The sequence below is a fragment of the Burkholderia cepacia ATCC 25416 genome (genome assembly GCF_001411495.1).
GTDB lineage: Bacteria > Pseudomonadota > Gammaproteobacteria > Burkholderiales > Burkholderiaceae > Burkholderia > Burkholderia cepacia.
The window spans coordinates 1,061,547-1,087,841 of sequence record NZ_CP012983.1 but is presented as its reverse complement, the minus strand read 5'-3'; the positions used below and the strand labels follow the sequence as shown (position 1 = coordinate 1,087,841).

The 26,295-nt window shown below is 64.6% G+C and carries 17 protein-coding genes and 1 pseudogene; 9 read left to right on the top strand and 9 right to left on the bottom strand.

Features of this window, described 5'->3' with window-relative positions; translation table 11 throughout:
• Window positions 1–15: 15 nt before the first annotated feature.
• Entirely contained in the window at window positions 16–1,245 is a 1,230-nt protein-coding gene (locus APZ15_RS37050) for an NAD(P)/FAD-dependent oxidoreductase (RefSeq protein ID WP_027792438.1), read from the bottom strand.
• Window positions 1,246–1,476: 231 nt separating this feature from the next.
• On the opposite strand from APZ15_RS37050, the gene APZ15_RS37045 reads away from it, so the two are divergent.
• Window positions 1,477–2,889 carry an aminotransferase-like domain-containing protein gene (locus APZ15_RS37045; protein WP_027792439.1) on the top strand — a complete coding sequence of 471 codons (1,413 nt, stop codon included), beginning with the start codon at window positions 1,477–1,479 and terminating at the stop codon, window positions 2,887–2,889.
• A 10-nt stretch (window positions 2,890–2,899) separates the two neighbouring features.
• Here APZ15_RS37045 and APZ15_RS37040 read toward each other — a convergent pair whose 3' ends face one another.
• Window positions 2,900–5,077 (bottom strand): DUF4132 domain-containing protein, encoded by a 2,178-nt coding sequence (locus APZ15_RS37040; protein ID WP_027792440.1) that lies wholly within the window; start codon window positions 5,075–5,077, stop codon window positions 2,900–2,902.
• Between the two features lie 553 nt (window positions 5,078–5,630).
• Between APZ15_RS37040 and APZ15_RS37035 the strand changes: the two genes are divergently transcribed.
• Together APZ15_RS37035 and APZ15_RS37030 are read left to right on the top strand one after the other, a co-directional pair.
• On the top strand, window positions 5,631–7,055 hold the full coding sequence (locus APZ15_RS37035; protein ID WP_027792441.1) for an aminotransferase-like domain-containing protein: 1,425 nt from the start codon (window positions 5,631–5,633) through the stop codon (window positions 7,053–7,055).
• Between the two features lie 286 nt (window positions 7,056–7,341).
• The gene (locus APZ15_RS37030; RefSeq protein ID WP_027787261.1) at window positions 7,342–8,601 is read left to right on the top strand and encodes an IS256 family transposase; all 1,260 of its coding nucleotides are present in this window, start codon (window positions 7,342–7,344) and stop codon (window positions 8,599–8,601) included.
• A 110-nt stretch (window positions 8,602–8,711) separates the two neighbouring features.
• Here APZ15_RS37030 and APZ15_RS37025 read toward each other — a convergent pair whose 3' ends face one another.
• From APZ15_RS37025 to APZ15_RS36995, 7 genes are all read right to left on the bottom strand, one after another.
• The gene (locus APZ15_RS37025) at window positions 8,712–9,680 is read right to left on the bottom strand and encodes a quinone oxidoreductase family protein (RefSeq protein ID WP_027792442.1); all 969 of its coding nucleotides are present in this window, start codon (window positions 9,678–9,680) and stop codon (window positions 8,712–8,714) included.
• 49 nt (window positions 9,681–9,729) lie between these two features.
• Entirely contained in the window at window positions 9,730–10,296 is a 567-nt protein-coding gene (locus APZ15_RS37020; protein ID WP_027792443.1) for a TetR/AcrR family transcriptional regulator, read from the bottom strand.
• Window positions 10,297–10,831: 535 nt separating this feature from the next.
• Window positions 10,832–12,337 carry a cytochrome c gene (locus APZ15_RS37015; RefSeq protein WP_080982167.1) on the bottom strand — a complete coding sequence of 502 codons (1,506 nt, stop codon included), beginning with the start codon at window positions 12,335–12,337 and terminating at the stop codon, window positions 10,832–10,834.
• Between the two features lie 4 nt (window positions 12,338–12,341).
• The gene (locus tag APZ15_RS37010) at window positions 12,342–13,994 is read right to left on the bottom strand and encodes a GMC family oxidoreductase (protein WP_027792444.1); all 1,653 of its coding nucleotides are present in this window, start codon (window positions 13,992–13,994) and stop codon (window positions 12,342–12,344) included.
• A 5-nt stretch (window positions 13,995–13,999) separates the two neighbouring features.
• The gene (locus APZ15_RS37005) at window positions 14,000–14,626 is read right to left on the bottom strand and encodes a sugar dehydrogenase complex small subunit (protein WP_226153372.1); all 627 of its coding nucleotides are present in this window, start codon (window positions 14,624–14,626) and stop codon (window positions 14,000–14,002) included.
• A gap of 444 nt (window positions 14,627–15,070) precedes the next feature.
• Window positions 15,071–15,583 (bottom strand): GlcG/HbpS family heme-binding protein, encoded by a 513-nt coding sequence (locus tag APZ15_RS37000; protein WP_027792446.1) that lies wholly within the window; start codon window positions 15,581–15,583, stop codon window positions 15,071–15,073.
• Window positions 15,584–15,908: 325 nt separating this feature from the next.
• The gene (locus tag APZ15_RS36995; protein ID WP_049098456.1) at window positions 15,909–18,716 is read right to left on the bottom strand and encodes a TonB-dependent receptor domain-containing protein; all 2,808 of its coding nucleotides are present in this window, start codon (window positions 18,714–18,716) and stop codon (window positions 15,909–15,911) included.
• A gap of 1,090 nt (window positions 18,717–19,806) precedes the next feature.
• Between APZ15_RS36995 and APZ15_RS36990 the strand changes: the two genes are divergently transcribed.
• From APZ15_RS36990 to APZ15_RS36965, 6 genes and pseudogenes are all read left to right on the top strand, one after another.
• Window positions 19,807–20,511: an energy transducer TonB gene (locus tag APZ15_RS36990; RefSeq protein ID WP_027792447.1), complete on the top strand. Its 705-nt coding sequence runs from the start codon at window positions 19,807–19,809 to the stop codon at window positions 20,509–20,511.
• 71 nt (window positions 20,512–20,582) lie between these two features.
• A complete protein-coding gene (locus APZ15_RS36985; protein ID WP_027792448.1) occupies window positions 20,583–21,476 on the top strand; it encodes a MotA/TolQ/ExbB proton channel family protein in 894 nt (297 codons plus the stop codon).
• An 18-nt stretch (window positions 21,477–21,494) separates the two neighbouring features.
• Window positions 21,495–21,917, top strand: coding sequence for an ExbD/TolR family protein (locus APZ15_RS36980; protein WP_027792449.1), 423 nt, complete (start codon window positions 21,495–21,497; stop codon window positions 21,915–21,917).
• Window positions 21,918–21,926: 9 nt separating this feature from the next.
• Window positions 21,927–22,352 (top strand): ExbD/TolR family protein, encoded by a 426-nt coding sequence (locus APZ15_RS36975; protein ID WP_027792450.1) that lies wholly within the window; start codon window positions 21,927–21,929, stop codon window positions 22,350–22,352.
• Window positions 22,353–22,622: 270 nt separating this feature from the next.
• Complete coding sequence (locus APZ15_RS36970; RefSeq protein WP_027792451.1) at window positions 22,623–23,198, top strand: helix-turn-helix domain-containing protein; 576 nt, start codon at window positions 22,623–22,625, stop codon at window positions 23,196–23,198.
• A 272-nt stretch (window positions 23,199–23,470) separates the two neighbouring features.
• A pseudogene (locus APZ15_RS36965) lies at window positions 23,471–26,246 on the top strand (TonB-dependent receptor).
• The last annotated feature ends 49 nt before the right edge of the window (window positions 26,247–26,295 follow it).

Genomic DNA, 26,295 nt, shown 5'->3' with positions numbered 1-26,295 from the left:
AAGTCGCGGCGCGCGTCAGAATCGCGCGGCCCGGTACGGTGCGAGGTCCAGCGGCGGTGCGCGCTGGGCGACGAGGTCGGCGACGATTTGCCCGGTGATGCCGGCGAGCGTCACGCCGAGATGCTGATGGCCGAATGCATGGATCACGCGCGCGCTGCGCCGCGCGCGGCCGATCACGGGCACGCCGTCCGGCAGCGTCGGCCGGAAGCCGAGCCAGCTGCGCGTCGGTGCGCCGAGCGACGGCACGGCTTCGCGCGCGGAACGCGTGAGCAGCGCGACGAGCGACGGATTCATCGGCGCGTCGAAGCCGCCGAGTTCGACGGTGCCGGCCGCGCGCAGCCCTTCGTCGAGCGGCGTCATGTAGAAGCCGCGCTCGGCCCAGCCGACCGGCCGCGAGACGATCGGCTCGTGCGCGCCGAACTGCACGTGATAGCCGCGCTCGGTATCGAGCGGCACTGTGTCGCCGCACGCGGCCGCGAGTGCGCGCGAGCGGGCGCCGGCGGCAATGACGACGAGATCGAACGTGCGCACGGCGCCGCCCGCATGCACGTTCACGCTGTCGCCGGCGGGCTCGATCCGTTCGACACGCGCGCGTTCGAGCGCGGCGCCGCCGGTGGCGAGGTGCGCGAACAGGGCGCCGAGGAATCCGCATGGATCGGAGAAGTGCCAGCTTCCGACGAACAGCACGCCGCGCGTGAAGATCGGCGCGAGTGCGGGCTCGAGCCGGCGGATCGCGCTCGCGTCGAGCGTTTCGAACGGCACGCCGAGCCGGCGCCGCAGCGCGAGCGACGGCTGCGCGGCGTCGAACGACGCCTGCCGCGCATACAGGTACAGGCATTCGCGCGGCCGCACGAATGCCGCGAGCCGCGACGGTGCAAGCAGCGGCGCATAACCGTCGGCGGCGCGCGACAGCAGCGCGGCCAGCGCGGTCGCGCTGCGTGCGTGGCGCGCGGGCGTCGATGCGAGCAGGAACCGCGCGAGCCACGGCGCGCCGTGCAGCAGGTACGGCCAGCGGATGCGCAGCGGGCTGTTGGCGGCGAACAGGAAGTGCGGCATGTCGCGGAACACCGACGGGCCGTTCACCGGCACGCAGCCGTACGGCGCGAACGTCGCGGCATTGCCGAACGACGCGCCCTGGCCGATGCCGGCCGGGTCGAACAGCGTCACGCGATGCCCGTCGCGCTGCAGCCATGCCGCCGCGCCGAGCCCGATGAAGCCTGCACCCACGATGGCGACATTCGCCATGACGCGTTCCCTCCGGTCCACATGATTCACACAAAGTTGCGATCAAGAATCACACAGTAATTTTTTGTGTGCAATCAAAATGAGATTGTGTGGCGCTAGTGTTTGCCCGATTCCAACTGACTGATTCGACAGACTTTTCAACTGACGTTTGACGGGAAGGGGATGTCGGATACAATCGCTGGGTAGGTCAAAATGGCAGACAAACGCTTTTTGTGTGGTCACGGGCGATAAATGGCATCAGACAAACTTTCCGGCGAGCGCGACGGCGGCGCGCCGGCGCAGGCGAAGCGGCCGACCTATGTCGAGGTATCGAGCTCGATCGAGGAGGAAATCCGCAGCGGCATGTATCCGCCGGGCAGCCGCCTGCCGCCGCAGCGCCAGCTCGCGACCGAGCTCGGCATCAACGTATCGACCGTGTCCCGGGCGTACAAGGAATTGCAGCTGCGCGGCCTCGTGATCGGCAGCAAACGGCGCGGCTCGCTCGTCACCGGCGGTGCGATGCCGAGCATCGAGCCGGCCCGCGCGTCGCTCGCGGCGGGCAACGGCGTGATCGACCTGACGGTGAACCGCCCGGCCACCGGCGAGTTTCTCGCGAGCCTCGCGCAGACGTTCGGCACGCTGCCGAACGACCCGCGTTTCGCCGCCCTCCAGGAATACCAGCCACCGCAGGGCCCCGACTGGGCGCGTGCCGCCGGCGCGCAGTGGCTCGCCGCGCCGGGCTTCGCGCCGTCGCGCGACCAGGTGGTCGTCACGAGCGGCGCGCAGCACGGGCTGTACGCGGTGCTGAACAGCCTGATCGGCACCGACGGCGTGATCGTGGCCGACCGCCTCACGTATTACGGGCTCAAGGCGCTAGCGCCGGTGTTCCAGTTCGAGATCGTCAGCGCGCCCGCCGACGACGACGGCCTGCTGCCCGACGAGATCGAGCGGATCTGCCAGCGCATGCCGGTCAAGGCGATCTTCGTCGTGCCGAACCTGCAGAACCCGACCGTCACGACGATGAGCCTCGCGCGCCGGATGGCGCTCGTCGACATCGCGCGCCGCCATCACGTGACGATCATCGAGGACGACGTGTACGGCCCGCTCGTGCGCGACCGGCTGCCGGCGATCGCGGGGCTGTGCCCCGAGCTGACGTTTCATATCGGCGCGACGTCGAAGATCCTCGCGCCGGGGCTGCGCCTCGGTTACCTGAGCTGCCCGCGCGACAGCGTCGCACTGTGCGCGGAGGCGGTGCGCACGACCGCATGGATGCCGGCCCCCACGTCGATGCTGATCGCGACCGTGTGGATCGAGGACGGCACCGCCGAGCGGATCATGGACGCGCAACTCGCGGAGATCCGCGCGCGCGTCGATCTCGCGCGGGAGCTGCTGCCGGCCGGGCAGCTGAAATCCGACCCGGCGTGCATGTTCGTGTGGCTGCGCCTGCCGCAGCCGTGGCGCGCCGACGACTTCGCCGCGAACGCGAAGGCGCGCGGCGTGATCGTGATGCCGTCGTCGACGTTCGCGGTCGATCGCGCGGAGATCGAGCACGGCGTGCGCATCAACCTCGCGTGCCCGGCCTCGCGCGACGAACTCGTCAACGGGCTGCGGATTCTCGCCGGCACGTTGAAGGACCGGCCGCGCGCGCTGTTCGGTTCGATCTGACGGCGGCCGCTCAATCGAGCAACCCCGCGACGACGTCGACGATCCGCTGCAGCAGCGCTTCGTCGTAAGGCAGCCACGGCACCGCGCGCAGCGGCGACGGCGGCGGCTCGATCGCGGCATCGACGGGTTCGCCGTCGCGCATCACACGCCCGGTCGCGCAATGCACCGACCACGCGCCGACGCGCACATGCCGTTCATCGATCGTCATCTTCCCTTGCGCCACCGGCCCGGCGAACACGAGCGACAGCACGTGCCGGCGATGCCGCGCCATCGTGCCCAGCGGCACGTCCGACAACCGGTTCAGGCGCTGCCAGCGTTGTGCTTCGCGCTCGCGTTGGCGCACCGGATCGACCGTGAGCGCGGCCGTCGCCGCGCGTGTTGTGTCGTCGTCGAGCGCGAACGCGGCGACACTGACGAGCAGATCGACCGCGCGCGCCACCTCCGAGAACACCACACGATCGATTTCGCCGATCGGCAGCGGTATCCAGTGCCGGTCGTGCCGGCGTTCGAAGTGCAGCCGGCGCGACGTGCCGTGGCTTTCCGAGCCCGGATAGAGCCGCGCATCGACGAAGAAGGTCGCGCGCACGTCGCCGAATTCGCGGACGAGCCCGTCGTCGTACGCGCGGATCGACCAGCCTTCGCGACGCGCGACGCCGACCAGCTGCCGGCTCGACAGCACGTGGCCTTCGAACATTGCGGAATCGCTGGCGGACGCGTCGCCGTCGGCCGGTACGTAGTATTCGCGGAAGGCCTGCCTGACCGGCTGCCGCAGCGTGCGGCCGACGATCGCGCGTTGCCACGCGAGCCGCTCGTCCGCATCGGCCAGCAGCGGATGCCATAACCGGATGTCGCTGTCGCCGGCGATGTCGATCGCGTGCCCGGCCGCGTCGCGCAGCACGACCTTGCCCTTTGCGATCTCGGGCATGAACGACTGCGTCGACCCATCGCGGCCGCGCGCGTGCCAGATCGTGCGTGCCGCGAACGCGGCGCCGGCCGGCGCATCGACGAGGCGCTCGCGCCATTCGGCGTGGCCGAGCGTCATCGACTGCCAGAAGCCGGCTTCCATGCAGGTCGCGAGCATCGCGAGCTGCTTCTTGTCGGGCTTTGCGTCGAGCGTCATGCGCAGCGCGGTGTGCGGCCGCTCGCCGAGCGCGCGTTCGGCCGGCTTCAGGTTGCGTGCCAGCTTCTTCTGCACGCCGGCGTGACGCACGGCGGCGAGTGCGTCGCGCAACGCGCGCACGCCCTCGGGGGTCGGGATCGTCTCGACCGCGTGGCCGAGCGCGATCGCGAGCGACTGGGACGGCGCGGTCTTCGCGGCCGTCGGCGCGACGCACACGCCGGTCAGCAGCGGCCCGATCAGCGGGCGCAGCCACGCTTCGTCGCGATAGGCGGCCACGCGGGCGGCGCGGGCGACGACCTGCGCGTCGTCGGTCGTGAATGCACGATCGGCCTCGTACGGGACGGCGCCCGCATGGAGCGCCGCCACGTGTTGCGCGGCTTCCGTCAGCGCATCGCGCGCGAACGCGACATACGCGGCGTCTTCCGCGAGCGTGACGGCCGGATCGCTCAAGTCGAGCCACAACCGCCTCGGCGCGAAATAACCGTTGTTCGTCGCGGCCAGCGCGAGCAGCCCGGCCAGCCCGAGTTCGGGCAGCACGTCGAGTTCGCGCACGCGAAACGGCGAATCCGCCAGCGCCCGCGCATACGCGTCGCGTCGCGCCGAGAAGTCGCGGCGGCCGGCGAACCGGTCGAGCGTATACACGCCATACGTGCTGGACTCGGTGCGCACGTCGCCTTCCTCCGGCTCGCCCGCGATGCGCGCGAGTTCGGCCTGCAGCGCGGGCGACGGCGGCGCGTCGAGGCAGGGCAATTCCTCCAGCGCGCGTTTCCAGCCGCCGGCCGGGATGTCGCGGAACAGTTCGAGCGCGGCATCGGCGTCGACGAGCGGCACGAGTCCGAGCGCATCGATCTGCCGGTGCAGCCAGCGCGCGAAATCGGCGCGCGGATCCTCGAATGCCTGGTCGCGCACCATGATCTCGTACTCGACACGGCGCAGGGCCGGCCAGACCGCGCCGAGCGCGTGCGCGTCGAGCGTCGACAGGTCGATCGGCGCGCCGGTGAAGTGCGGATGGTCGGTGCGGCTGGTCAACCGCGCGACGAGCTGGTCGACGAGGGCGCGATCAGTCATCCGTGGGCCTCGGTGCCGGCCGCGTCGTTCCTGCGCCATTTCTGTACGTTCCGGGCGGTGCGGATCACGCCGCCGAGGTCGGATGCCTGTTCGATCGTGTACTGCATGGTCTGACTCCGGGAATGAAAACCGAGCGGACGCACAGTATTGCACCCCAATTGATGCGGTCGGGCGGAAGGCCGTGCGGCGGGCGTTCCGGGCCGATCCGGCCACGCTGTGTGCCGCTTCCGGCGGCCCGGCCATTTCATAAGACGTACAGTTCTCCCGCGATGCGCGATTCGCGCCGAACTGTACTCTTGTTCGCGTGGACGATGTGTGTACTCGTCGCCAACTGTTCTGCTCTTAAGATTCCACCATCAAGGGCACAGTGCCGCAGATCCAGTCGTACCGGAACCCTGTTGGCGCATCTTCAAGAGCGAGCCAGTGCGATGGAAAAGGCAAAACCGGAGGGAAAGATCAGGAACCACGATGGCCCGGTCGACGGGCGGAACACGTGCGTATCGGATGTGCGCAGCGGGGCGGGGCGGCTGCGCAGGCCGGCGGGAGGCACGCGATGAAACTCTATGAAAAGCTCGCGGACGACATCGAGCGCCTGATCCGCCAGGGCGTGTACCGGCACGGCGACCGGATTCCGTCGGTGCGGCAGGCAAGCCAGCAGCACCGGATCAGCATCACGACCGTGCTGCACGCGTATCTGCTGCTGGAAAGCCGCGGGCTGCTCGAAAGCCGCCCGCAGTCCGGCTATTTCGTGAACCTGCGGCGCGACGACGGCCATGCGCCGGTGCGCGAGCTGCGGCCGTCGAAGCCGATCGCGATCTCGTCGTCGGTCGACGTGAGCCGGCTCGTGCTGTCGACGCTGCGCTCGATCGGCACCGACGACGCAGTGCCGCTCGGCTCGCCGTACCCGGACCCGAGCCTGTTCCCGTTCGAGAAGCTGAACCGCTATGCGTACGCGGCCGGCCGCGACAAGTCGTTGTGGGGCGTGACGGACGGATTGCCGCCCGGGCATCCGCGGCTGATCCGTCAGATCGCTCGGCGCTACCTGGAAAACGGGATGTCGGTGGACCCGAACGAGATCATCGTGACGGTCGGTGCGACGGAGGCGATCAACCTGTGCCTGCAGGCGGTGGCGAAGCCGGGCGACACGATCGCGGTGGAGTCGCCGACGTTCTACGCGATGCTGCACGCGATCGAGCGGATGGGGATGAAGGCGATCGAGGTGGCGACGCATCCGGAATACGGGATCGACATCGCCGCGCTGGCCGCGATCGCGAAGTCGCAGCCGATCGCCGCGTGCATGGTGATGCCGAACTTCCAGAACCCGCTCGGCTTCCAGATGCCCGACGAGCGCAAGCGCGAACTGGTCGAGTTCGCGACGAAGGCCGGGATGCCGCTGATCGAGAACGGTGTGTATAACGAACTGTATTTCGGCGATGCACATCCGAGTTCGTTGAAGTCGTATGACCGCAACGGGATCGTGCTGCATTGCTCGTCGTTCTCGAAGAGCCTGACGGCCGCGTACCGGATCGGCTGGGCGCTGCCGGGCCGTTATCGCGATCAGGTCGAGAAGCTGAAATTCCTGAACACGCTCGCGACGCCGTCGTTGCCGCAGCTCGCGATCGCGGAGTTTCTCGAACGCGACGGTTACGAGCATCACCTGCGGCGCTTGCGCAAGGCGTATGCGCAGCAGGCGAATCTGATGCGGGCGATGGTGTCGCGGTTTTTCCCGGAGGGCACGCGCATCTCGAGCCCGGCGGGGGGGTATGTGCTGTGGGTCGAATTGCCCGCGCAGGTCGATGCGATGCGGCTGTACCAGCTCGCGCTGGAGCAGGGCATCACGATCGGGCCCGGCTACATGTTCTCGATCACGGACAACTACCGGAACTTCATCCGGCTGAACTACAGCAGCCCGTGGTCGCCGGAGATCGAGCAGGCGGTGATTGCCGTGGGGAAGCTCGCTTCGGCTTGCATGAAGTGACGGGGCGTGTTGTCGCTCGAGGGGGGCATGACGAAGCCGGCTTGGGGCCGGCTTTGTTTTTGGTTTGGCTGGGGGGAGTGCGATGAGCTTTGCCGCGTTGGCGTTGGCAGGACAACGCCACACTGTTGAAGCTGCCATGCAGGCGTCGCTGCGCGGATTTGGGGTAATACCGGTGAAGCCTCGAGTGTCAGATACCGTTGCGAGTGAACGAGTTGTACGTTTTGCATAAGAGCCTATCCGAAACTTTGTGTGCGAGGCATAAACTGGCGACCAAGGAGCCACTTTTATGCCACGCAAACGCAAGGAAGAAGTGACGATCGAACCGGGCAAGGGCTTGAACCTGGACCCGGAACTGATCAAGCAACTGGTGCCCGGAACGCTGGACCGGGCGACGATCAACGAGCAGCTTGCCGCACTCAAGAAGGCGATCTTCGAGCGGGCGCTGGGCGGCGAACTGACCCACCATCTCGGCTACGAGAAGGGCGAGGCCAAGCCGTCGGACAGCACGAACCACCGCAACGGCACCAGTCGCAAGCGCATCACGACCGACGACGACCTGCTCGACGTCGAGATTCCGCGTGACCGCGAAGGGACGTTCGATCCGGTGCTCATTGCCAAGGGCGAGCGACGTTTTACCGGCTTCGACGACAAGATCATCGCGATGTACGCGCGCGGCATGAGCGTGCGGGAGATTCAGGGGTTCCTGCTGGAGATGTACGGCATCGAGGTATCGCCGGACTTCATCAGTACAGTGACCGATGCGGTGATCGACGAAGTGCGTGAATGGCAGCAGCGGCCGCTCGAGCCGATGTATCCGGTCGTGTTCTTTGACGCCTTGCGCGTCAAGATTCGCGACGAAGGCGTGGTCCGCAACAAGGCGATCTACTTGGCGCTCGGCGTGCGCCGCGACGGCACACGTGACGTGCTCGGCCTCTGGATCGAGCAGACCGAGGGCGCTAAGTTCTGGCTGCGGGTCGTCAACGACCTGAAACTGCGTGGCGTGCAGGACATCCTGATCGCCGTGGTTGACGGCCTGAAGGGCTTCCCGGAAGCGATCAACACCGTGTTCCCGGAAACGACGGTTCAGACATGCATCGTGCATCTGATCCGTAACTCGCTGGACTTTGCGAGCTGGAAAGATCGCAAGTCGGCTGCCGCCGCGCTCAAGGAGATCTACCGAGCACCGACGGCCGAGGCGGCCGCCGTGGCGCTGGACGCGTTCGACGCTGGACCGTGGGGCACGAAATACCCGCCAATTGCCGCACTCTGGCGGCGAGCCTGGGAGCAGGTGATTCCCTTCTACGCGTTCGCGCCGGACATACGGAAGATCATTTACACCACGAACGCCATTGAGTCGCTGCACATGCAGCTTCGCAAGATCATCAAGGCACGCGGCCACTTCCCGTCGGACGAGGCCGCGCTGAAGCTGATCTGGCTGGCACTGCGCAACGTCGTTGCCAAGTGGACCGGCTCCCGGCACGATTGGAAGAGCGCGATGACCCAGTTCGCGCTGCTTTACCCAGAGCGCTTTAGTATCGGAATCTGAGTTTTAACCTGCCTCACACACGAAATTCCGGATACCTCCGTTGCATAACGAAACAGCAAATTCAGACCCCGGTCAGTATGCTCGCTGCTCGGTGTCTCCTGCCGGTCAAATCATGGAATAAGCAGCAACTTGCCAGACGTCTTACGGCTCCACATATCGGCTTGAGCTTTCGCCGCATCTGCCAACGCGTATACGCCGCCATTGTGTACCTTGAGAACCCCTTCACGCACCCAACTGAACAGCTGCGCTGCATGCGAGCGCAGCAACTCCGGGGTCCGAATATGGTTCGCGAAAGAGGCATAACCGATCTTGATGCTCCTGGGTAGCCGGAACAGCTCTATCGTCGCATCTGCTCCTAGAACCGGTCCGTACCAGCAAAAGGTACCTGAATAACGCAACACATCAAGCGACGCCTGGAATGTCGTCGGTCCCGAGCCGTCGTACACCACATGCACGCCGTCTCCTCCCGTCATGTCCATCACGGCATCAACGAAATTGCCCTCGCGATCCACAATTACATGATCCGCACCGGCTGCTTTAGCTAACGCAGCCTTAGATTCCGACGAAACACGGCCAATGACTGTACCGCCACGCAACTTGATGATTTGAGCCAATAACGAACCTACGCCCCCGGCGGCGGCATGCACCAGTGCGATATCGCCCTGCTGGATCGGATAGAAGTCGGTGGCGAAATGACTGGCAGTGAAGCCATTCATCATGAGCGACGCCGCGACACGGTCGTCAATGTCGTCTGGCACCTGCGCTAGCGCAGCCGCCGGCAGCACGACCTTTTCCGCATAGCTGCCTGGCGCATATGCCCAAGCCACACGCTGACCGACCTCAAGATCGGACACGCCCTCACCCAGTGCCAGCACACGTCCCGCACCCTCCACGCCAATTATTTTAGGATTGGGCATGTTGGTCCAGGCCATTCCTTGGCGAACTCCAATATCCATGAAATTCACGCCAGCCACAGCGATGCCGACCAGCACTTCATCCGGACCAGGAACCGGATCATTTCGCTCGACATACTCAAGCATGTCTACATCGCCAACGCCGTTCATCACCACTGCTCTCATCACACCCTCCAATACTGGAATGATTGTTCCATTAAAAGGCAAAAAATTTTCACATCAAGACTCGCATCGCCAACCGGCCTAGGGATGCCAATTCCGGATCGCTGGCACCTCCGCGTGCCGACAACCGAATAGCAGCAATATTTGCAACCAGAAAGCTTGCAGCCTGTTCGGCGTCAACTTCCCGTGAAACGTCACCTTGTGCCTGGGCCTCCTGCACCCTTTTTGTCAGCGCCTTGAGCAAGAATTTACCGATCCCTTCGCGCAATTTCGTCAGTTCCGGCTCCGAGTCTCCGAACTCGCTGATTGAACCCACACCCAAACAGGGCCGACGGGCCTCATGCACGACGCGATTCATCATCGCGCGCAAACCGTCGATGGCCTTGTGACCTTGATTCAGCGCGTCAAGGTGCGCCTGACGTTCGGTGTCACCGTATCGCTTTACTGCTGCGCAATAGAGCCCCCACTTGTCGCCAAATGTGTCGTACAAGCTTTGTCGACCGATCCGCATTGCTTCGACCAGCATGCCGGCCGAGGTGCCTGCATAGCCATGCGAGCGAAAGACGTCGATTGCGGCGTCTAGGACCTGGTCAATATCGAACTCTTTGTTTCTAGCCATGAGGCCATTCTATCGATACTGGAACAAACAGTCAAAATAAGGTGATGTTCCGGGCTGGCCATAGATTCAACTACGCAGGTTCGCGAATGTCGGCAATGGGAGGTGCATCTGCTCCACAGTCCCACATCACCGAATGCTGGCTTTGGCCGACGTCCCTCCATCCCGCATCCGGCAGGTTCCGAAGTAAACTGACCATCGGAATGGCGTCTTTCTGTGTTGCGTGAATGGCAACTATTCGCCGAACTGAGTCAGCCGATCTGGCGCCGTCTGTTTGATCTAGTCCATCCTTGTACAAATTCTTCGATCTCGTGCAGGCTCAGTGCGAACCGGACAGACCGCCGAACCGCCAGACTCATAACCGATGAAGGGGACCGATGCAGATACTGCCTGCATGTATTGGATGGCGGCGAGAACGCGAGCGCCGTACTTCGCGCGAGCGCCTCGCCTGCATCCATGTCCGTTGACTGAACGACCAACGTCTCTTCCGAAGGTCAGAAGACCGCCAGTCCGCCAACGGCATGGCTGACATCCTCAATCATCCGACCTCACCGGACGTCATCGCCGAGCGTACCGTACGACGTGCCCGCCGTCGGCGGAGCACGAATGCGAAGACACCGAGCAGCACGACAACCACCGGCGCCACGAGCATCAGCGGCCGGGCCCGCACGAGCAGCGGAACCGGGCCGCCGTTGCGTGCGACGGCCACGTCGTCGGGCGTCACGGTCACGTTCGCGTTGCCATACTGCGCGAGCACGTAGTTCGCGATCGCGGCGACCTGATCGTCCTTCAACGGCTGGACGTAGGAATCCTCACCGAACGACGGCATCAGCACGTGCTGGCCGCCCGCGTCTCGATCGACACCGTACAGGATCGCCGCGATCAGGTTCGACGGATTGCGCGAGCCCGTGGCGGTATTGTTCGACAGCGACGGATAGGCCTGACTCGGGCTGCCCTTGCCGTTGGCCTGGTGACAGCTCGCGCAGTAACCGCTGAACAGCGCTTCACCCGTCGTCAGCGTACCGTTCGCATTCAACGCGGTCGTGCCGCGCAACGTCGCTTCGCTGCTGACCGCGCGGCCGTGCGCGAATGCCGGTTCGGACTCGTGCTCGTCGCGGATCGGCTTCGTGCTGCGCAGATACGTGACGATCGATTTCAGGTCCGCGTCCGACAGATACTGCAGGCTGTTCTGCACGGCCTCCGCCATCGGTCCGGCCGCCTGGTTCTTGCCGGGTGCGCGGCCGGTCTTCAGGTACGACACCAGCTCGTCGTCGGTCCATGCGCCGATGCCGCTCACCGGATCCGACGTGATGTTCGGCGCATACCACGCGCCGAGCTGTGCACCGCCCAGGTTGCGGCTGAAGTCTTCGGCCATCAGCTCATTGCGCGGCGTATGGCACGCACTGCAGTGCGCGAGCACATTGGTCAGGTACGCGCCGCGATTCCACTGCGCGTCGTGCGCCGGATCGGCTTCGAAACGCTTGTCCGACAGGAACAGCATGTTCCAGCCCGTCATCGCGACGCGCATGCCGAACGGGAACGGCAGGTTCGTCGCGGGTGCGGGCTCGTCGACCGGCTTCACGGCGTGCATGAAGTAGCTGTAGAGCGCGTGCACGTCGTTGTCGCTGAGGCCGCTGTACGACGTATACGGCATGGCCGGATACAGGCGCGCGCCGTCCGCGCGCACGCCTCCGCGCAGCGCGCGTGCGAACTGCACCTCGGTGTAGTTGCCGATGCCGGCCGTTTTCGACGGCGTGATGTTGCTCGAATAGATCTGCCCCATCGGCGACGCGATACCGTACCCGCCCGCGAACGGCTTGCCGCCGTCGAGCGCCGTATGGCACGCCATGCAGTCCGCCGCGATCGCGAGTTGATGGCCTTTTTCGATCAGCGCGGCGTCGGCCGACGTCGACGCCGCGCCGGTCGCTTTTTCCTGCGCGAACGCGGGCGTGCTGCCGACGCTGCCGAACAGCGCGAGTGCGATGGCCGCGCGGTAGCCGGCGCCGCGCAGCGTGCGAAGTTGTCGTTGGATCGTATGTGTCATCGAATCAACCCTTCGCGAGGCTCGCGGAAATCGAATCCGCGGCCTTCAGGCCGAGGGCCGCCATCGACAGCGTCGTATTGACGACGGACGCCGACGGCATCGCGCCGCCGCCCGGCAACCACAGGTTCGCGTGATCGTGCGTGCGGCAGTCGCCGTCGACGACCGAGTTCTTCGGATCGGAGCCCATGATGGTGCCGCCCATGATGTGATTGTTCGCGTTCAGCGTCTTCGTGATGTTGAACTCGACCGCGTCGAACAGGCTGCCGATATGCGTGAGCTGCCTGCATGCCGCGTCGTAACCGCGCCGCACATAGTCGCCGACGTCGTAGTGGATGTCGGGGCACGCGAGGCCGAGCGGATCGAAGCGTGTCTTGCTGAGCGTCAGGCGGTTGTTCGGGTCCGGCAGCGGTTCGAGGCTGATCGACAGGTCGACGCCGTAGATCGCGCGGCGCCGGATTTCCTCGTCGAGCGCCTTGCCGACCAGGCCGAGCTTCAGCGCCTGCTGCGTGGCCGGCCCGACGCGCGAGATGTTGTTCAGGATCATCTTGTTCGCCGAATACTGCCCGCGGAAATCGCCGTCGCGCGGGCCGACGATACAGCTGCTCTGCGCGGGGCCACGGCCGAGCCACATCGGCTCGTTCGCGAGGAACGTGCAGTGGAAGCCCGAGTGATCCATCATGTTGCGCCCGACCTGGTCCGAGCCGTTCGCGATGCCGTGCGGATTGCGTTCGTTCGCGGCCAGCAGCAGCAGGCGCGGCGTCTCGATGCCGTTGCACGCGAGCACGAACATCTTGCCGCTGGCCTTGTGCGACTTGTGCGACGCGTCGTACCAGTGCACGGCCGTCACGCGATTGTTCGCATCGGTGTCGATCTTGTAGACGACCGATTCGGCGAGCACTTTCGCACCCTTGTGCTCCGCGCGCTCGATGTGGTGGATACCGCTGTACATCGCGCCGATCGGGCAGATCGGCTGGCAATTGTTGTTGCCGCAGCAGACCGGACGGCCGTGCCAAGGCCGCGTGCTGCGCGCCTGCGGAATCGGGATCGACCGGTAGCCATGCGCATTGACGATTTCGGCGAAGCGCCGGTCGCCATGGCCCCACGGCACCATGTCCATCGGATACGGGCGGCTGCGCTGCGCCGGCGACTGCATCGCCGGATCGCTCGGCCCGGCGACGCCCATTTCCTCTTCCGCGCGGCAATAGTACGGCTCGAGGTCGTCATAGGAGATCGGCCAGTCGCGGCCGACACCGTAAGTCGACTTCATCCGGAAATCGACCGGGAGGTGCCGCCAGCTCGACGCGGCCCAGTGCCACGTCGTGCCGCCGACGGTGCGCAGATAGCCCTGCTGGAAACTCTGGCCATCCCGCCCGCTCAGTCCGACGTAGTTGTTCTTCGGAAAATACAGCGGGGCGGGCGCATTCGGCGCCTGCGGGTAGAGGCCCTGGAAGTCGGAGCCCACGCGATTGTCGAAGGGCATGTTGCGCCAGTTCTCGACCGCCTGACCACGCTCGATGCGCAAGCCGGATTCGATGACCAGCACCGAATGCCCCTGGCTGACCAACTGGTCGGCGATCAGGCCGCCAACCACGCCGGAGCCCACGATCACGACATCGGCCGATACGTCGCCGTTCGATTCAAATACAGGAGTTCTCATGAGGTTCAGGCGTGCGGTTGCGGGTACGGGGTAGTTGCTGACGCAACCGTTTTGCGGGGCGGCGCGACATCGGCCGGTGGCGGTTCGGCGGTCCACCATAGCGGGCCGTTCGAACAATAGGTCGGTGCGCTCATGCCGTCGTGGACGGTGTCGTACATCAGCGCATCGGCATAGGCGACCATCACGGCCTTCTGGCCGTGGCCGACGGTGCCCGTGTACCACGCGGCGACGATCGCGAGCGCCGTGTCGTGCAGGCCTGCGCTGTCGGCATCGGCCAGCAGTTGCGCGGGTGTCTGGCCGGCGCGGACGCGGTGCGCCAGCGCGGCTGCACGCGTGGAAAAGCCGGGGTCCGTGCGACGGAATGCGTCGACGAGGCGAGCAGCCGTCGTCGGGTCGAGATTCGCGTGGCCGGTGAGCGCTTTCGACAGCGCGAGAAAGGTCCGGGCGTCGAACGACGGCTGCTGCGCGAATGCATGTCCGGGTGCGGCGGTGAGCAATCCGACTTGCGTCAGCGCCGCGGCCATCATTTTCAGCACCGCTCTACGGGTCATGCCGGCGCGCGCATAAATGCGCGATTCATTTTTGTGTGGGGCCATGTCGTTTTCGTCTTTTTCGCGAGTCGTTGCTCGCATGTTTTCTTTCTTCCGAATATTCCGCGTCGGGAGCCGCTCCGGGCCGAAACGACCCGAATACGTCCCCCGCGGCGCTGCGTTACCTGTCCGAGCGCATCGGCAAACGACCATTGCCGGCTGGACGAGGAATTGCACGCGCCGCATGCGAAGATTTTTATCTGTTCACGCGAGACAGCGTTCGGGCACGAGATTATGGAACCGGTTCCATTCGTGCGTCCAGTGTCTCGTTCAAATTTCATCGCAACGGCGGAGTGTATCGATATCGGTCGATTCGCGTATTTTCAACACGGTATCGGCCCGCTGCGACCGATTTAGAACGAAATCGAAAGCTTGAAGTAATTAAAACGTCGGGATTCAACTGCTGTATTGCCGAAGTGAGCAGTGCGACGGCAGCGCGAGCGTCGTCGACGATACGGTTTTGCGACAGGCGCGAGGGAGTGCGACTTACTTGATTGCCGCGGCACCGGCTGCCGCGATGACACTATCCTGTACACCCGCGCCACCGCTGGCCCCGATCGCGCCGATCAGGTGCCCGTCGATCACGATCGGGATGCCGCCTTCGCCCGCGAGAATCCCCGGGATGCTGAGATTGGCGGTCGCGCCGTTGTTGATGGCGTTTTGCAGATCCCGGGTCTGTCTGCGGAATCGAGCCGACGCGAGCGCCTTGGCCTCCGCGATTTCAACCGATGCGAGTTGCGTCCCGTCCATTTTGTCGCACGAAACCAGGTTCCCGCCGCTGTCGACCACGGCAATCGCGTATTTCCAGTTTCGGCGTCGCGCCTCTGTTTCGGCGGCGGCCATGGCGGTACGCGCCTGCGTCAGCGTGATGGGCGGGCCGTAAGGGATGTCGTATGGCAGTTGTTCGGGGACGGGCGCGGACGCGGTGGTTTGTGCTGATGCATGGGCCGCGAATATTGCGCTGGCTGCGATGAGAATCGGGAATTTATTCGAAAACATGGAGTGCCGATACGGATGCCCCTGATTACTTCAGGTGCCGGTGAATGAGAAAGAACAGGATGCGATTCCGCGACGATGCATTTCCCGGCTCGATTGCCGGGGCATGTCGCGATCGCGGGGAAAATATATTGCATCCTGGGTTAGCGTGCAGTGAAGCGGGGCGGTGCGTGTCGCCACGAGGTTTCCGGCGGCCAGCAGACGAACCTGCGCGGGTAGGTCCGCCCCGAGATCGATCATCGCCGGCAGGGGCGTTGCGCGCACATGCGGGTAGCAGAACGCTGGCCGGTCCGGCCAGCGATACCGCGGCGGGCATGTGTCGTCCGGATCAACTGAAGTGATGGCTGAACTCGAGCCACAGCGTGCGGCCGTACGGCATGTAGTAGCCCACGGTGTAGTACGGCCAGCCGGAGGAATCGTCGTGCTTGATCGTATTGAACACGTTGTTCATCACGAAGGTCAGTGACGTATCCCGCGAGAACTGGTGCGAGATGCTCAGGTTCGCGAGTGTGGTCGGCGTCAGATACGCGGTCTGGGCGGCGTTCGGTACCTTGCCGTAGCGCTCGAGCTGCACCGTCGACGTCCACTTCGGGATCGACCAGGTCAAGCTCAGCATGAGCTTGTCCGGCCATTCGGGGTTGCCGGTCGGGTTGGCGAGCGAATGCAGGAGATCCTGTACCGGGCCGTTCGTGTACTGCTGATATTTGTGGCTCAGGACCTTGGTGAAGTTGGCGCTCAGCAGGAAGGTGCCGGCGTGGCCGAGGCGAAAGCGCCATTTGCCGCCGAGGTCGAAGCCCGTCGTCTTTTCCATCGCGGCGTTGATCGGGTTCACGAGGATCGTGTTGATCGCGCCGGGGTCGAGCACGGCCGTCAGCGGGTTGCGGATCACGCGGCTCAGCGCGTCCACGCAGTTGGGCGAGCTGGCGCTCAGTTGCCCCGCTCGGCACGCGGCCTCGGTTCTCAGCAGGTTGTCCGGATCGATGGTCGTCACCAGATTGTCGATGCGAATGTTGTAGTAGTCGGCCGACAGGTCGATGTCCGGCGTGGGCGCGAGCACGAAGCCGGCGCCCCATGATTTCCCGTTTTCCGGCTTCAGGTTCGCATTGCCCTTCTGAATGAAGTTCGAGCCCGGCGACACGTTCGCGTATTCGCATGAGGCGAGCGATTTCCCCGACTGATTGCAGCGGAAGTAGTCGGTGGTCGATTCGAAATAGCCCTTCGACTGGCTCATGAAGATGTAATTCATGTCCGGCGCGCGAAAGCTCGTGCCGTAATTGCCGCGCAGCAACAGCTCGCGCAGCGGCCGGTATTCGAGCCCCAGGTCGTAGGTCAGCTTGTTGTTGCGGGTGCCCGCGAACGAGTAGTCGTCATAGCGCGTTGCGACGTTCGCGGTCAGCTGGCTCAGGATCGGGACGCGCAGCTCGACCGCGGCTGCGTAGCGCTTGCGGTTGCCGCTCGCACCGGTCGCGCCGGCGGCGTTGTAGTAGACGCCCTGGTTCAGGGCAGGGTCGATCGAATTGCTGAAGCCTTGCGTGCCGTATTCGATCACGCCGGCGGCGCGCACGGGGCCGGCCGGCAGCGAGAACAGGTTGCCGTTGGCGGCGAGGCTGAAGGTCTGCGTCCACGTGTTGTTCCTGCTGGTCGATTCACCGTACATCGACGCGAACTGGTTCGGTGTGAGCGGGGTCGCGAAGCGTGCGGCGTTGGGCGCGTAGATCGGCGCACCGTCGGCGGCGGTGCCGAGCTGCGGGCCGAGGTAATAGCTGTCGACGTTCGACAGCAGGCGCGGCACGGTCGCGCGGCTCTGATAGCCGGACGCGCTGTACGTGAGCTCGTAGTTCCAGCTGCTGTCGGGCACTTTGCCGCGCAGGCCGGTGATCAGGTTGCCCGCGACGTCGTTCCAGTGCTTGTTCCATACCGATGCGCCGCCGATCTCCTGGGGCGAGATGCGCTTGGTCCACGCCTCGTTCGCGCCGGTTTCCTGGTTGAAGAAATAGCCGGTCGTCGCCGCGGCCGACGTCCAGCTCGGGCCGCGCGTGTTGTTCTCGGTCTGGTTCCAGGCGGTCGACACGGAGCCGAACAGCGTGACGAGATCGCTCAGCCGGTATTCGACGCCGCCGTACAGGTTCTCGCTGACATTGTTCGTTTGTGTCGTCCAGTACGACGGCTGCGCGCCGCCGCTGCCGCAGTACGCGCCATTGCGGGTGCCGACGGTCGAGGTGCCGCCGAATGCGCCGATGCCTGCGAGCGGGCCGCACGCGCCGGCGGCGCCGACGTAGCGGCCCGTGTCGAGGTTCTGGCGCGCCCAGGTCTTGGTCGGCGGTTCGCCTTCGAGCGTCGACGACGCCATGAAGTCGCGCTGCCCCGACCAGATCGGGTTGGTCTTGCTGATCTCGAGACCGAACACCGTGCTCAGCGCGCCGAATTCCTTGCCGCCCGACACCTGCAGCCGCCCGTTGCCGCCGCCGCCGTCCCAGGTGCGGCCGCCCTTGACGTTGACCTCGATGCCGTCGATGTGCTTCTTCATGATGATGTTGACGACGCCTGCAATCGCGTCCGAGCCGTACACGGCGGAGGCCGCGCCGTTCAGGATTTCGATGCGGTCGATCATCGCCGACGGAATGTTGGCCAGGTTCACGAAGTTGACGTTGCCGTCGTACGCGATCGGGTAGTCCGCCACGCGCCGGCCGTCGACGAGCACGAGCGTGTGGTTCGGGCCGAGGCCGCGCAGGCTGAGCGCATTCGCGGCCGGCGTGAACGTGTTGCCGTAGTCGGCGCCTTGCGTGAAGCCGGTATTCTGGGTTTGCGACTGGAGCGCGTCGAAGACGTTTCGGTACCCTTTCGATTCGAGCTCCTGACCGGTAATGACGGTGACGGGCGTCGCCCCTTCCTTCTCGGAGCGCGGAATGCGCGATCCCGTCACGACAAACGCCTTCAGCGATGCAGTGGCCGGTTTTTGCGTGGCAGCCTCGCCACGGGCCGGCGCGGAGGGGCTGGCCGCATTCGGCGGCGCGGCGACGGCGGCGGCTCCCGACGCGGCTTCCTGTGCCGCGACGGGCATCCAGGGTGTCGCGAGGCCGGACAGGCAGAGCGCGATTGCGCCCACGCTCTTGATATGGAGCGACGTGTTTTGCATCTTCAAGTTGTGTTGACGAGCAAGTTCAATGGTTAGCAGTTGCCGGGTATCCATGCCGTTTGCGATGGCATGTCGACTCGCAACCCCCTGTCGTTCGCGCAGTTCCTGTATTCGGATCGAGCACCCGGAATCACGGATGTAATCCGAAATGTGACGGGTGGCTCAATTTTTCAATCGGGTGTCGAATTCGAGATTAATGGTCGGCGCACGTGGCGAGAGACTTTATCGATCGATTTTTGGTCGGGCAAATGATCGATGCTTGTATTGATATGGATAGGGTGGGGTAAATTGAAATCACGCTGGAATTGGATTTGTTTTTTGAAAACGGGGAAAGACATCCGGATTAAGGCGGTGTGCGAGGTTGCGGCTGTTCGTTCGCCGCGGGTTCACTCCGTCGGGGCTGCGTGCCGCAACGGTCGATCGTCGTGCATGGAACCGGCGCGACCACTGGCCTGCGATCCGCCGGAATGTACGGCGTGCGCGGTATTTGGGGCTGCGGATGATGCGTGCCCCGACAGTTCGGCGATGATGCACGGCGCCGGATGCCGATCCCGTTCGAGTCGACTCCTGCTTCGGGAAGCATCGCTTCCGACGAGTAAATTTATGTGGAAGTTTGATGTGGTTAAACTTGTTCGGATTATCGTGCGCACTGAAATGGGGAATGTTTGATGCAATTAAACTCGCGCATTCGTCGTCAATTCTAAAAGTTTGATGTGATCAAACTTTTGTATTTCCATCAAAAAAAGTTTGACGGTCAAAATTTTTTCTTGATATCTTCTGTAATCAACGGGTGGCGTCTTTTGATGGATTAATTCCTTATCGAATATCTTTGCCTTCCATTCGCATGATTGCGTCTGGGTAGCACTCCGTCGGTCTCTGCTCGATCGGACGGGCATCCGTTTCATTCTCCGGAATCTAATCAATTTCGATGAGCAGGTATTTTCCCCGTATCGAGCGATCGACGGGCAGGAATCGTATTTTCGAAAATAAGTAAATCGGGTTTTCCGGGTTTCGAATCAGACACTGCCGCTATCCGGGCCGTGGGGCATCGTGCATCGGCGACATTCGCGTTGGGGGACTGAAGGTGGGTATCAAGATCGAGGATGGCGTGCTCGCGTCCGGAGGCGGACCGGCGAGGCCCGGACGCCAGCGGCAGTTCGGCGGGAAACAGCGGAACCCGGTGCGCCGCTTCGGCGGTATCGCGGCCGTTCTGCTGCTGCATGTGTTGCTGGTCTACGCGCTCCTCAACGGCCTCGCGACCAAGGTCGTGCAGGTTATCCAGCATCCGATCGAAACCCGCATCATCGAACCGGTGAAGCCGCCGCCGCCTCCGCCGCCTTTGCCGGTGGTCAAGCTGCCGCCGCCGAAGGCGACGTTGCCGCCGCCGCCGTTCGTGCCGCCGGCGGAGGTACCGGTGCAGGCGCCTCCGCAGGCAGCGATCACGCATCAGGCCGCTCCCGTGCCGTCCGCGCCGGCCGTGCAGGCACCCGTCGTCACGCCGCCGGCGCCGGCGGCGAAGCCGGTCAGCCATGAAGTCGGCGTGGTCTGCCCGAATTCCGACCAGATGCGTGCATCGATGCAGTATCCGAAGGAAGCGCAGGAAAACAACATCACGGGCGATGTCACGATCGAATTCGTCGTCGATGCGGACGGCAACGTCACCAACGTACGGGTGTTGCAGTCGGCCGATCCAGTCCTGGATCGCGCTGCCTACAACACGGTCAAGCGATTCAAGTGCATGGCGCAGGGACAGCCGGTGCGCGTCCAGGTTCCGTTCTCGTTCAACCTGAACTGACCCGTGCGGGGCCCTGGGGCGGCAGGACGGGAATTTCAATCGATCAGTTAAACGAAATAAGTGGAGTAGGTATGGCAAAGCGTTCATTGGCTGCAATCGCGGCCTGCATGTTGATATCCTCCGTCGCGCTCGAGGCGCTGGTTGTGCCGCAGCCGGCGTTTGCCGAGGCGAGCGCGCCGGTGGCCGTGGCCGCGACGGCGTCCGCGCCGCAGGCGGCTGCGGACGAGCCATTGCCGCCGCCTGCACCGGCGGCGACGCAGGCCGTCGAGAATCCGTACGGGCTCGGCGCGCTGTGGAAGAACGGCGATTTCGTCGCACGATTCGTGCTGATTCTGCTCGTGATCATGTCGATGGGCAGCTGGTACATCATGATCGCGAAGTTCCTCGAGCAATTCCGCGCGAACCGGCGTGCGAAGCTCGCGGACGAGCAGCTCTGGTCCGCGCCGTCGCTGTCGGCCGGCGCGAGCCTGCTCGACGAGGCGTCGCCGTTCCGTTTCATCGCCGAGACCGCGATCGAGGCCGGCGAGCATCACGACGCGGCGTTGCTTGAGGCAGTCGATCGCAACACGTGGATCGACGTCTCGGTCGAGCGCGCGATCACCAACGTGTCGAACCGGCTGCAGGATGGTCTCGCGTTCCTCGCGACAGTCGGATCGACCGCGCCGTTCGTCGGCCTGTTCGGCACGGTGTGGGGCATCTATCACGCGCTGACGGCCATCGGCATCGCCGGGCAGGCGTCGATCGACAAGGTCGCGGGCCCGGTCGGTGAGGCGCTGATCATGACGGCGATCGGGCTCGCTGTCGCGGTGCCGGCCGTGCTCGGCTACAACTTCCTGGTCCGTCGCAACAAGTCGCTGATGGAGCGGGTGCGCAACTTCGGCGCACAGCTGCATACGGTACTGCTCGCGGGCGGCAAGCGCACGGTGCGGGCCGCCGGTACGCCGGCCGCGTCGCTCGTGCATTGACTCAGGCGGGAGTGCGCGATGGCCATGAACGTCGGGCAGGACGACAACGACGACGTGATCGCCAACATCAACACGACGCCGCTCGTCGACGTGATGCTGGTGTTGCTGATCATTTTCCTGATCACGATCCCGGTCGTGACTCACACGATTCCGCTGGAGCTGCCGAAGGAAACGGTGCAGCCATTGGAGACGACGCCGAAAAGCGTCGAAATCGCGGTGAATCGCGACGGGCAATTCTTCTGGGGCGAAACGCACGTGGACGGCCCGACGCTGCTCGCGAAGCTGAAGGGCATCTCGCAGATGTCACCGCAGCCCGACGTGCACGTACGCGGCGACGAGAACACGCGCTACGAATTCATCGGGCGCGTGATCACCGCGTGCGAACGGTCGGGCATCGCCAAGGTTTCTTTCATCACCGAGCCGCCGGCGCGCGGCGGGTAGGAGTCGACGATGGGCATGAACGTATCTTCGGGCGGCGGCGAGCCGGACGTGATGGTCGACATCAACACCACGCCGCTGATCGACGTGATGCTGGTGCTGCTGATCATGTTGATCATCACGATCCCGATCCAGATGCACTCGGTCCGGATGGACCTGCCGGTCGGCAATCCGCCGCCACCGTCGAAGCCGCCGGAGGCCGTGCAGATCGACATCGCCGCCGATGGCGCAACGACCTGGAACGGCGCGCGAGTGCCGGATCGCGCGGCACTCGAGCAGAAGCTCGCGCACGTCGCCGCGGAGCCCGTGCAGGCGGAGATCCGCCTGCGTCCGGACAAGCTCGCGCCGTACCGGGCCGTCGCCGGCGTGCTGGCAAGCGCGCAGCGTGTCGGCGCGACCAAGATCGGCCTCATCGGCAACGAGCAGTACATGCCGTGAAGCTGGCGGCAGGGCCGGAGACCGGCACCTTGCGAGGCCCGACGAACCCTTGACGGAGCTGACGATGCGACATGACCACCGGGAATCCATATCGATCAGTAGTGCAAATGTAGCGATGCGATGTGAAAACCGGGAAAGCCGTAACATCGAATGTCCGCCGCGCGATCACGGTTTCCGTCGGTACGCAGTCGCGCTGAATGCGCACTGCGATCGCGTCGACCGGGGGAGCGTATTCATCAAACAGTTTCGACTATGGGTTCGTGTCTCACTATGGTTTCGTCTTCCGATGAATCGATGCTTGTCGCCACCTCGATGGGAAACAAGATTCGCACGCTGCGCCGGCAGCTCAAGCTCACGCTGGATGTGACCGCCGCTGCGGCCGGCATTTCCAAACCGTTCCTGTCGCAGATCGAACGCGGACGTGCGATGCCGTCGATCGCGACGCTCGTCGGCATCGCGAAGGCGCTGGGCGTGACGATCGACCATTTCGTCGGCGCGTCGCCCGACACGCCGACGGCGTGCCAGTGCGAATCGCTGCAGCACTGCGGCGTCGAGTCGCTCGCCAGTGCGTTCGCACAGCTTTCGCATCTGGCGAGCGGAACGAAGCTGGATGCGAGGCTGTTCCGGATTCCACGCGGCCGGGCCACGCCTGAAGCAGCACCTTACGCCGGCGAGGCATTCGTCTACGTGATGAACGGCGAGCTCGAGCTGACGCTGGACGACCGTACCGTCGTGCTGAAAGCGGGCGATGCCGCGCACTACGAGTCGACTCCGACCCAGGTCTGGAGCAACGCCACAAACGAGGAAGCGGTGATCGTCTGGGTCGGGGCGCCGGCCGGAGCCTGAGAGAACACGAAAACGCATCCGTTTCACCGGGTGCTTACATAAGTATTACTGAATGTTTTTGGATGGAACGTGTGAGGCGTGCGGTCGGGATGGCCGCGCCGAACGAAGGAGCCGGCAACACGGGGCGCAGGTCGCGTTGCCGGCGGGCTCGAGGCAGTGCAGGTGGCAGGTCGGAAATCACGGGGCCGGTGCGCAGGGCCCGGAAACGGGCGGGGATTCACAAGATCCCGGGCAAAACCGGTGGGTTCTTATTGATGAACGAGTGGACCAAGATGAAGCAGAAAGTTTTGGCGTTGGCTATCAAGAGGATGATCTGGGCGGAAATGGCGCTGACGGCCACGCTGGCGGCGCCGGCATTCGCGCAGAGTCAGCCGTCGCCCGGGGGGGGCAGAGATTGCGACGGCGGTCGCGCAGGATGCGCCTGTGCCGACCGGTGAGCCGGGCCCGGGAGCCGGCGTGCCGGCCGGTGGCGCGGCGGCGCAGGGCAAGGTCGCGCAGATCAAGCGCTTCGAGGTGACGGGCTCGCTGATCCGCAGTGCGGACAAGGTCGGCTTCAACCAGGTGCAGACCGTCACGGCCAAGGACATCGAGAACAGCGGCTACACGACGGTATCGGATTTCCTGCGCGGCGTGTCGGCGAACTCGTCAAGCAGCTGGGGCGAAGGATCGGGTGCGCAGGGCAGTTTCGCGCCGGGCGGTGCGGGCATCGCATTGCGCGGCCTCAGCGAAAAGTACACGCTGGTGCTGGTGGACGGGCAGCGCGTGGCACCCTACGCGTTCGCCGTGAACGGCACCGACCAGTTCTTCGACCTGAACACGCTGCCGATCAACATCATCGACCGCATCGAGATCGTCAAGACCGGCGCTGTGTCGCAGTACGGCTCGGATGCCATCGCGGGCGTCGTGAACATCATCACCAAGAAGAACTTCCAGGGGCTCGAGCTTGGCGGCAGCTACGGCGGCGCGACGCAGGGCGGCGGCGGCGCGGGCACGACCCAGTTCAGCATCCTGGGCGGCATCGGCGACCTGAATTCGGATCGCTTCAACGTGACCGCGGCGCTCAGCTACTACAAGTCCAACGGGATTCTGGCGTCCGATCGCGACATGTCGCAGAACCAGAATTTCTCGAATTTCCCCGGCGGCCTGAACAACGAATCGCTGTCGTACTGGCGGCGCAATGGCACCGACGTGCCGCTGTCGCCATGCCCGCGCGGCGGCAAGGCGATTCCGGCCGGCTCGACCGCGCAGGCATTCGGCGAAAGCGGCAGCGTGTGCGGCAACAACACCGCATACGCATCGTCGATCTCGCCGTGGACCGAACGCTTGAGCGCGAAGGTGCATGCCGACTTCAAGATCAACGACGCGATGCAGGCATTCGCCGACCTGTGGGAAAGCAACAATACGACGGTCACGAACACCGGCGTCGAGCGCCTGCGTTCGAATACGCAGACGTACGATCCCGCGACGGGGGGCGTCAAGCTGGTGCCGAACGTCGTGCCGGGCAGCAATCCGTACAATCCGTTCGGCACGCCGACGCAGCTTCGCTACACGTTCGGAGACACGCAGTCTGTTCGCACGAGCGCGAATTTCTGGCGGGCGGCGACGGGCGTCAAGGGGACCTTCTCCACACCCAAGGTGGGCGACTGGGATTGGTCGGTGGCGTACTCGCACTCGCAGAGCGAGGTGTCGAACGACTTCTCGAACCGGATGCGGGCGTCCGCGCTGGAGAACATCGTTCAGAACGGCGGGTTCGACTTCGCGAATCCGGCCGCGACGCCGCATGGCCTCGATGGCGCCTATGGCAGTACCAGCACGCAGGCGATCACGAAACTCGACTCGGTCGATGCGACGATTGCGACGCCGAACCTGTTCACGCTGCCCACCGGCAACGTCGGCCTCGGCCTGGGTACGCAATTCCTGCATGAAACCCAGTACATCGGCACGGGCTCGGGCTGGGCGGACGGCACGCTCATCCGGCCGGCGATGCAATCGGTCAACGGCCAGCGCAATGTCGCGGCGGTCTACTACCAGCTCGACGTACCGATCCTGAAAAACCTCACCTTCAGCCAGTCGGGCCGCTACGATCACTACAGCGATTTCGGCGGGGCGTTTTCGCCGCGCTTCGCGCTGCGTTTCCAGCCGGTGCGCGAGTTCACGACCTACGCGTCGTACACGCGCGGCTTCCGTGCACCGACGCTGATCGAGAATACGGCGTCGCGTACCTTCTCCACGCAAGGCGTGATCGACGCGCACGATCGGAACGCGCCCGGCTCGTACAACCTGACGGAAGAAATCCAGGCGGGCAACCAGAACCTGCAGCCCGAGCGCACGAAGAACTACAACATCGGCTTCCAGCTGTCGCCGACGCGTACGACCGACATCGGCTTCGACTGGTACAAGATCCACGTCGACAACGTGATCGGTACCGACGACGTGCAGAGCGTGGTCGACGCGAACGATCCGTCTCGCGTGATACGCAACCCGAACGGTTCGATCGCGTACGTGGTGATGCCGTACAAGAACCTGTCGCATCTCGACACGGACGGCTTCGAGACGACGTTCCGCCAGTCGGTGAAGACGGCGATCGGCACGTTCACGCTGTCGGGCGACTGGGCGTACGTGTGGCACTTCAAGATGCCGGTGGGCGGCGTCGATACCGACTTCGCGGGCAACAACGGTTCGGTGAACCAGCCGTTCGGCGGCAGCTTCCCGCGCTGGAAGGGCAATACGGACCTGAACTGGAACTACCGGAAGTGGAACACGACGCTGACGTGGATCTACGTGGGCCCGTACAGCCAGGCGATCCTGCCGGCCGGGAACTACCCGAACATGCAGGACAGCGTCGCGTCGTACAGCCAGTTCAACATGACCGTCAGCTATACCGGGTTCAAGCACTGGACGCTGTATGCGGGCATCAACAACATCTTCAACCGCAAGCCGCCGTTCGATCCCGTGTACATGAACGCGGCCTACCAGACCGGCTACGACACGTCGCTGTACACGTACGTCGGCCGCTTTGCGCAGGCCGGTGCGACCTACCGGTTCTGACGGCGCGTGCCCGCGCATGCGGTCGGCCGTTGCGGTCGCCGGCGGCATG

What these genes read in the sequence shown, in the direction of transcription:
- APZ15_RS37050 (WP_027792438.1), bottom strand. Translation starts at nt 1,245, where the DNA reads ATGGCGAATGTCGCCATCGTGGGTGCAGGCTTCATCGGGCTCGGCGCG.
- APZ15_RS37045 (WP_027792439.1), top strand. Translation starts at nt 1,477, where the DNA reads ATGGCATCAGACAAACTTTCCGGCGAGCGCGACGGCGGCGCGCCGGCG.
- APZ15_RS37040 (WP_027792440.1), bottom strand. Translation starts at nt 5,077, where the DNA reads ATGACTGATCGCGCCCTCGTCGACCAGCTCGTCGCGCGGTTGACCAGC.
- APZ15_RS37035 (WP_027792441.1), top strand. Translation starts at nt 5,631, where the DNA reads ATGAAACTCTATGAAAAGCTCGCGGACGACATCGAGCGCCTGATCCGC.
- APZ15_RS37030 (WP_027787261.1), top strand. Translation starts at nt 7,342, where the DNA reads ATGCCACGCAAACGCAAGGAAGAAGTGACGATCGAACCGGGCAAGGGC.
- APZ15_RS37025 (WP_027792442.1), bottom strand. Translation starts at nt 9,680, where the DNA reads ATGAGAGCAGTGGTGATGAACGGCGTTGGCGATGTAGACATGCTTGAG.
- APZ15_RS37020 (WP_027792443.1), bottom strand. Translation starts at nt 10,296, where the DNA reads ATGGCTAGAAACAAAGAGTTCGATATTGACCAGGTCCTAGACGCCGCA.
- APZ15_RS37015 (WP_080982167.1), bottom strand. Translation starts at nt 12,337, where the DNA reads ATGACACATACGATCCAACGACAACTTCGCACGCTGCGCGGCGCCGGC.
- APZ15_RS37010 (WP_027792444.1), bottom strand. Translation starts at nt 13,994, where the DNA reads ATGAGAACTCCTGTATTTGAATCGAACGGCGACGTATCGGCCGATGTC.
- APZ15_RS37005 (WP_226153372.1), bottom strand. Translation starts at nt 14,626, where the DNA reads ATGCGAGCAACGACTCGCGAAAAAGACGAAAACGACATGGCCCCACAC.
- APZ15_RS37000 (WP_027792446.1), bottom strand. Translation starts at nt 15,583, where the DNA reads ATGTTTTCGAATAAATTCCCGATTCTCATCGCAGCCAGCGCAATATTC.
- APZ15_RS36995 (WP_049098456.1), bottom strand. Translation starts at nt 18,716, where the DNA reads ATGCAAAACACGTCGCTCCATATCAAGAGCGTGGGCGCAATCGCGCTC.
- APZ15_RS36985 (WP_027792448.1), top strand. Translation starts at nt 20,583, where the DNA reads ATGGCAAAGCGTTCATTGGCTGCAATCGCGGCCTGCATGTTGATATCC.
- APZ15_RS36980 (WP_027792449.1), top strand. Translation starts at nt 21,495, where the DNA reads ATGGCCATGAACGTCGGGCAGGACGACAACGACGACGTGATCGCCAAC.
- APZ15_RS36975 (WP_027792450.1), top strand. Translation starts at nt 21,927, where the DNA reads ATGGGCATGAACGTATCTTCGGGCGGCGGCGAGCCGGACGTGATGGTC.
- APZ15_RS36970 (WP_027792451.1), top strand. Translation starts at nt 22,623, where the DNA reads ATGGTTTCGTCTTCCGATGAATCGATGCTTGTCGCCACCTCGATGGGA.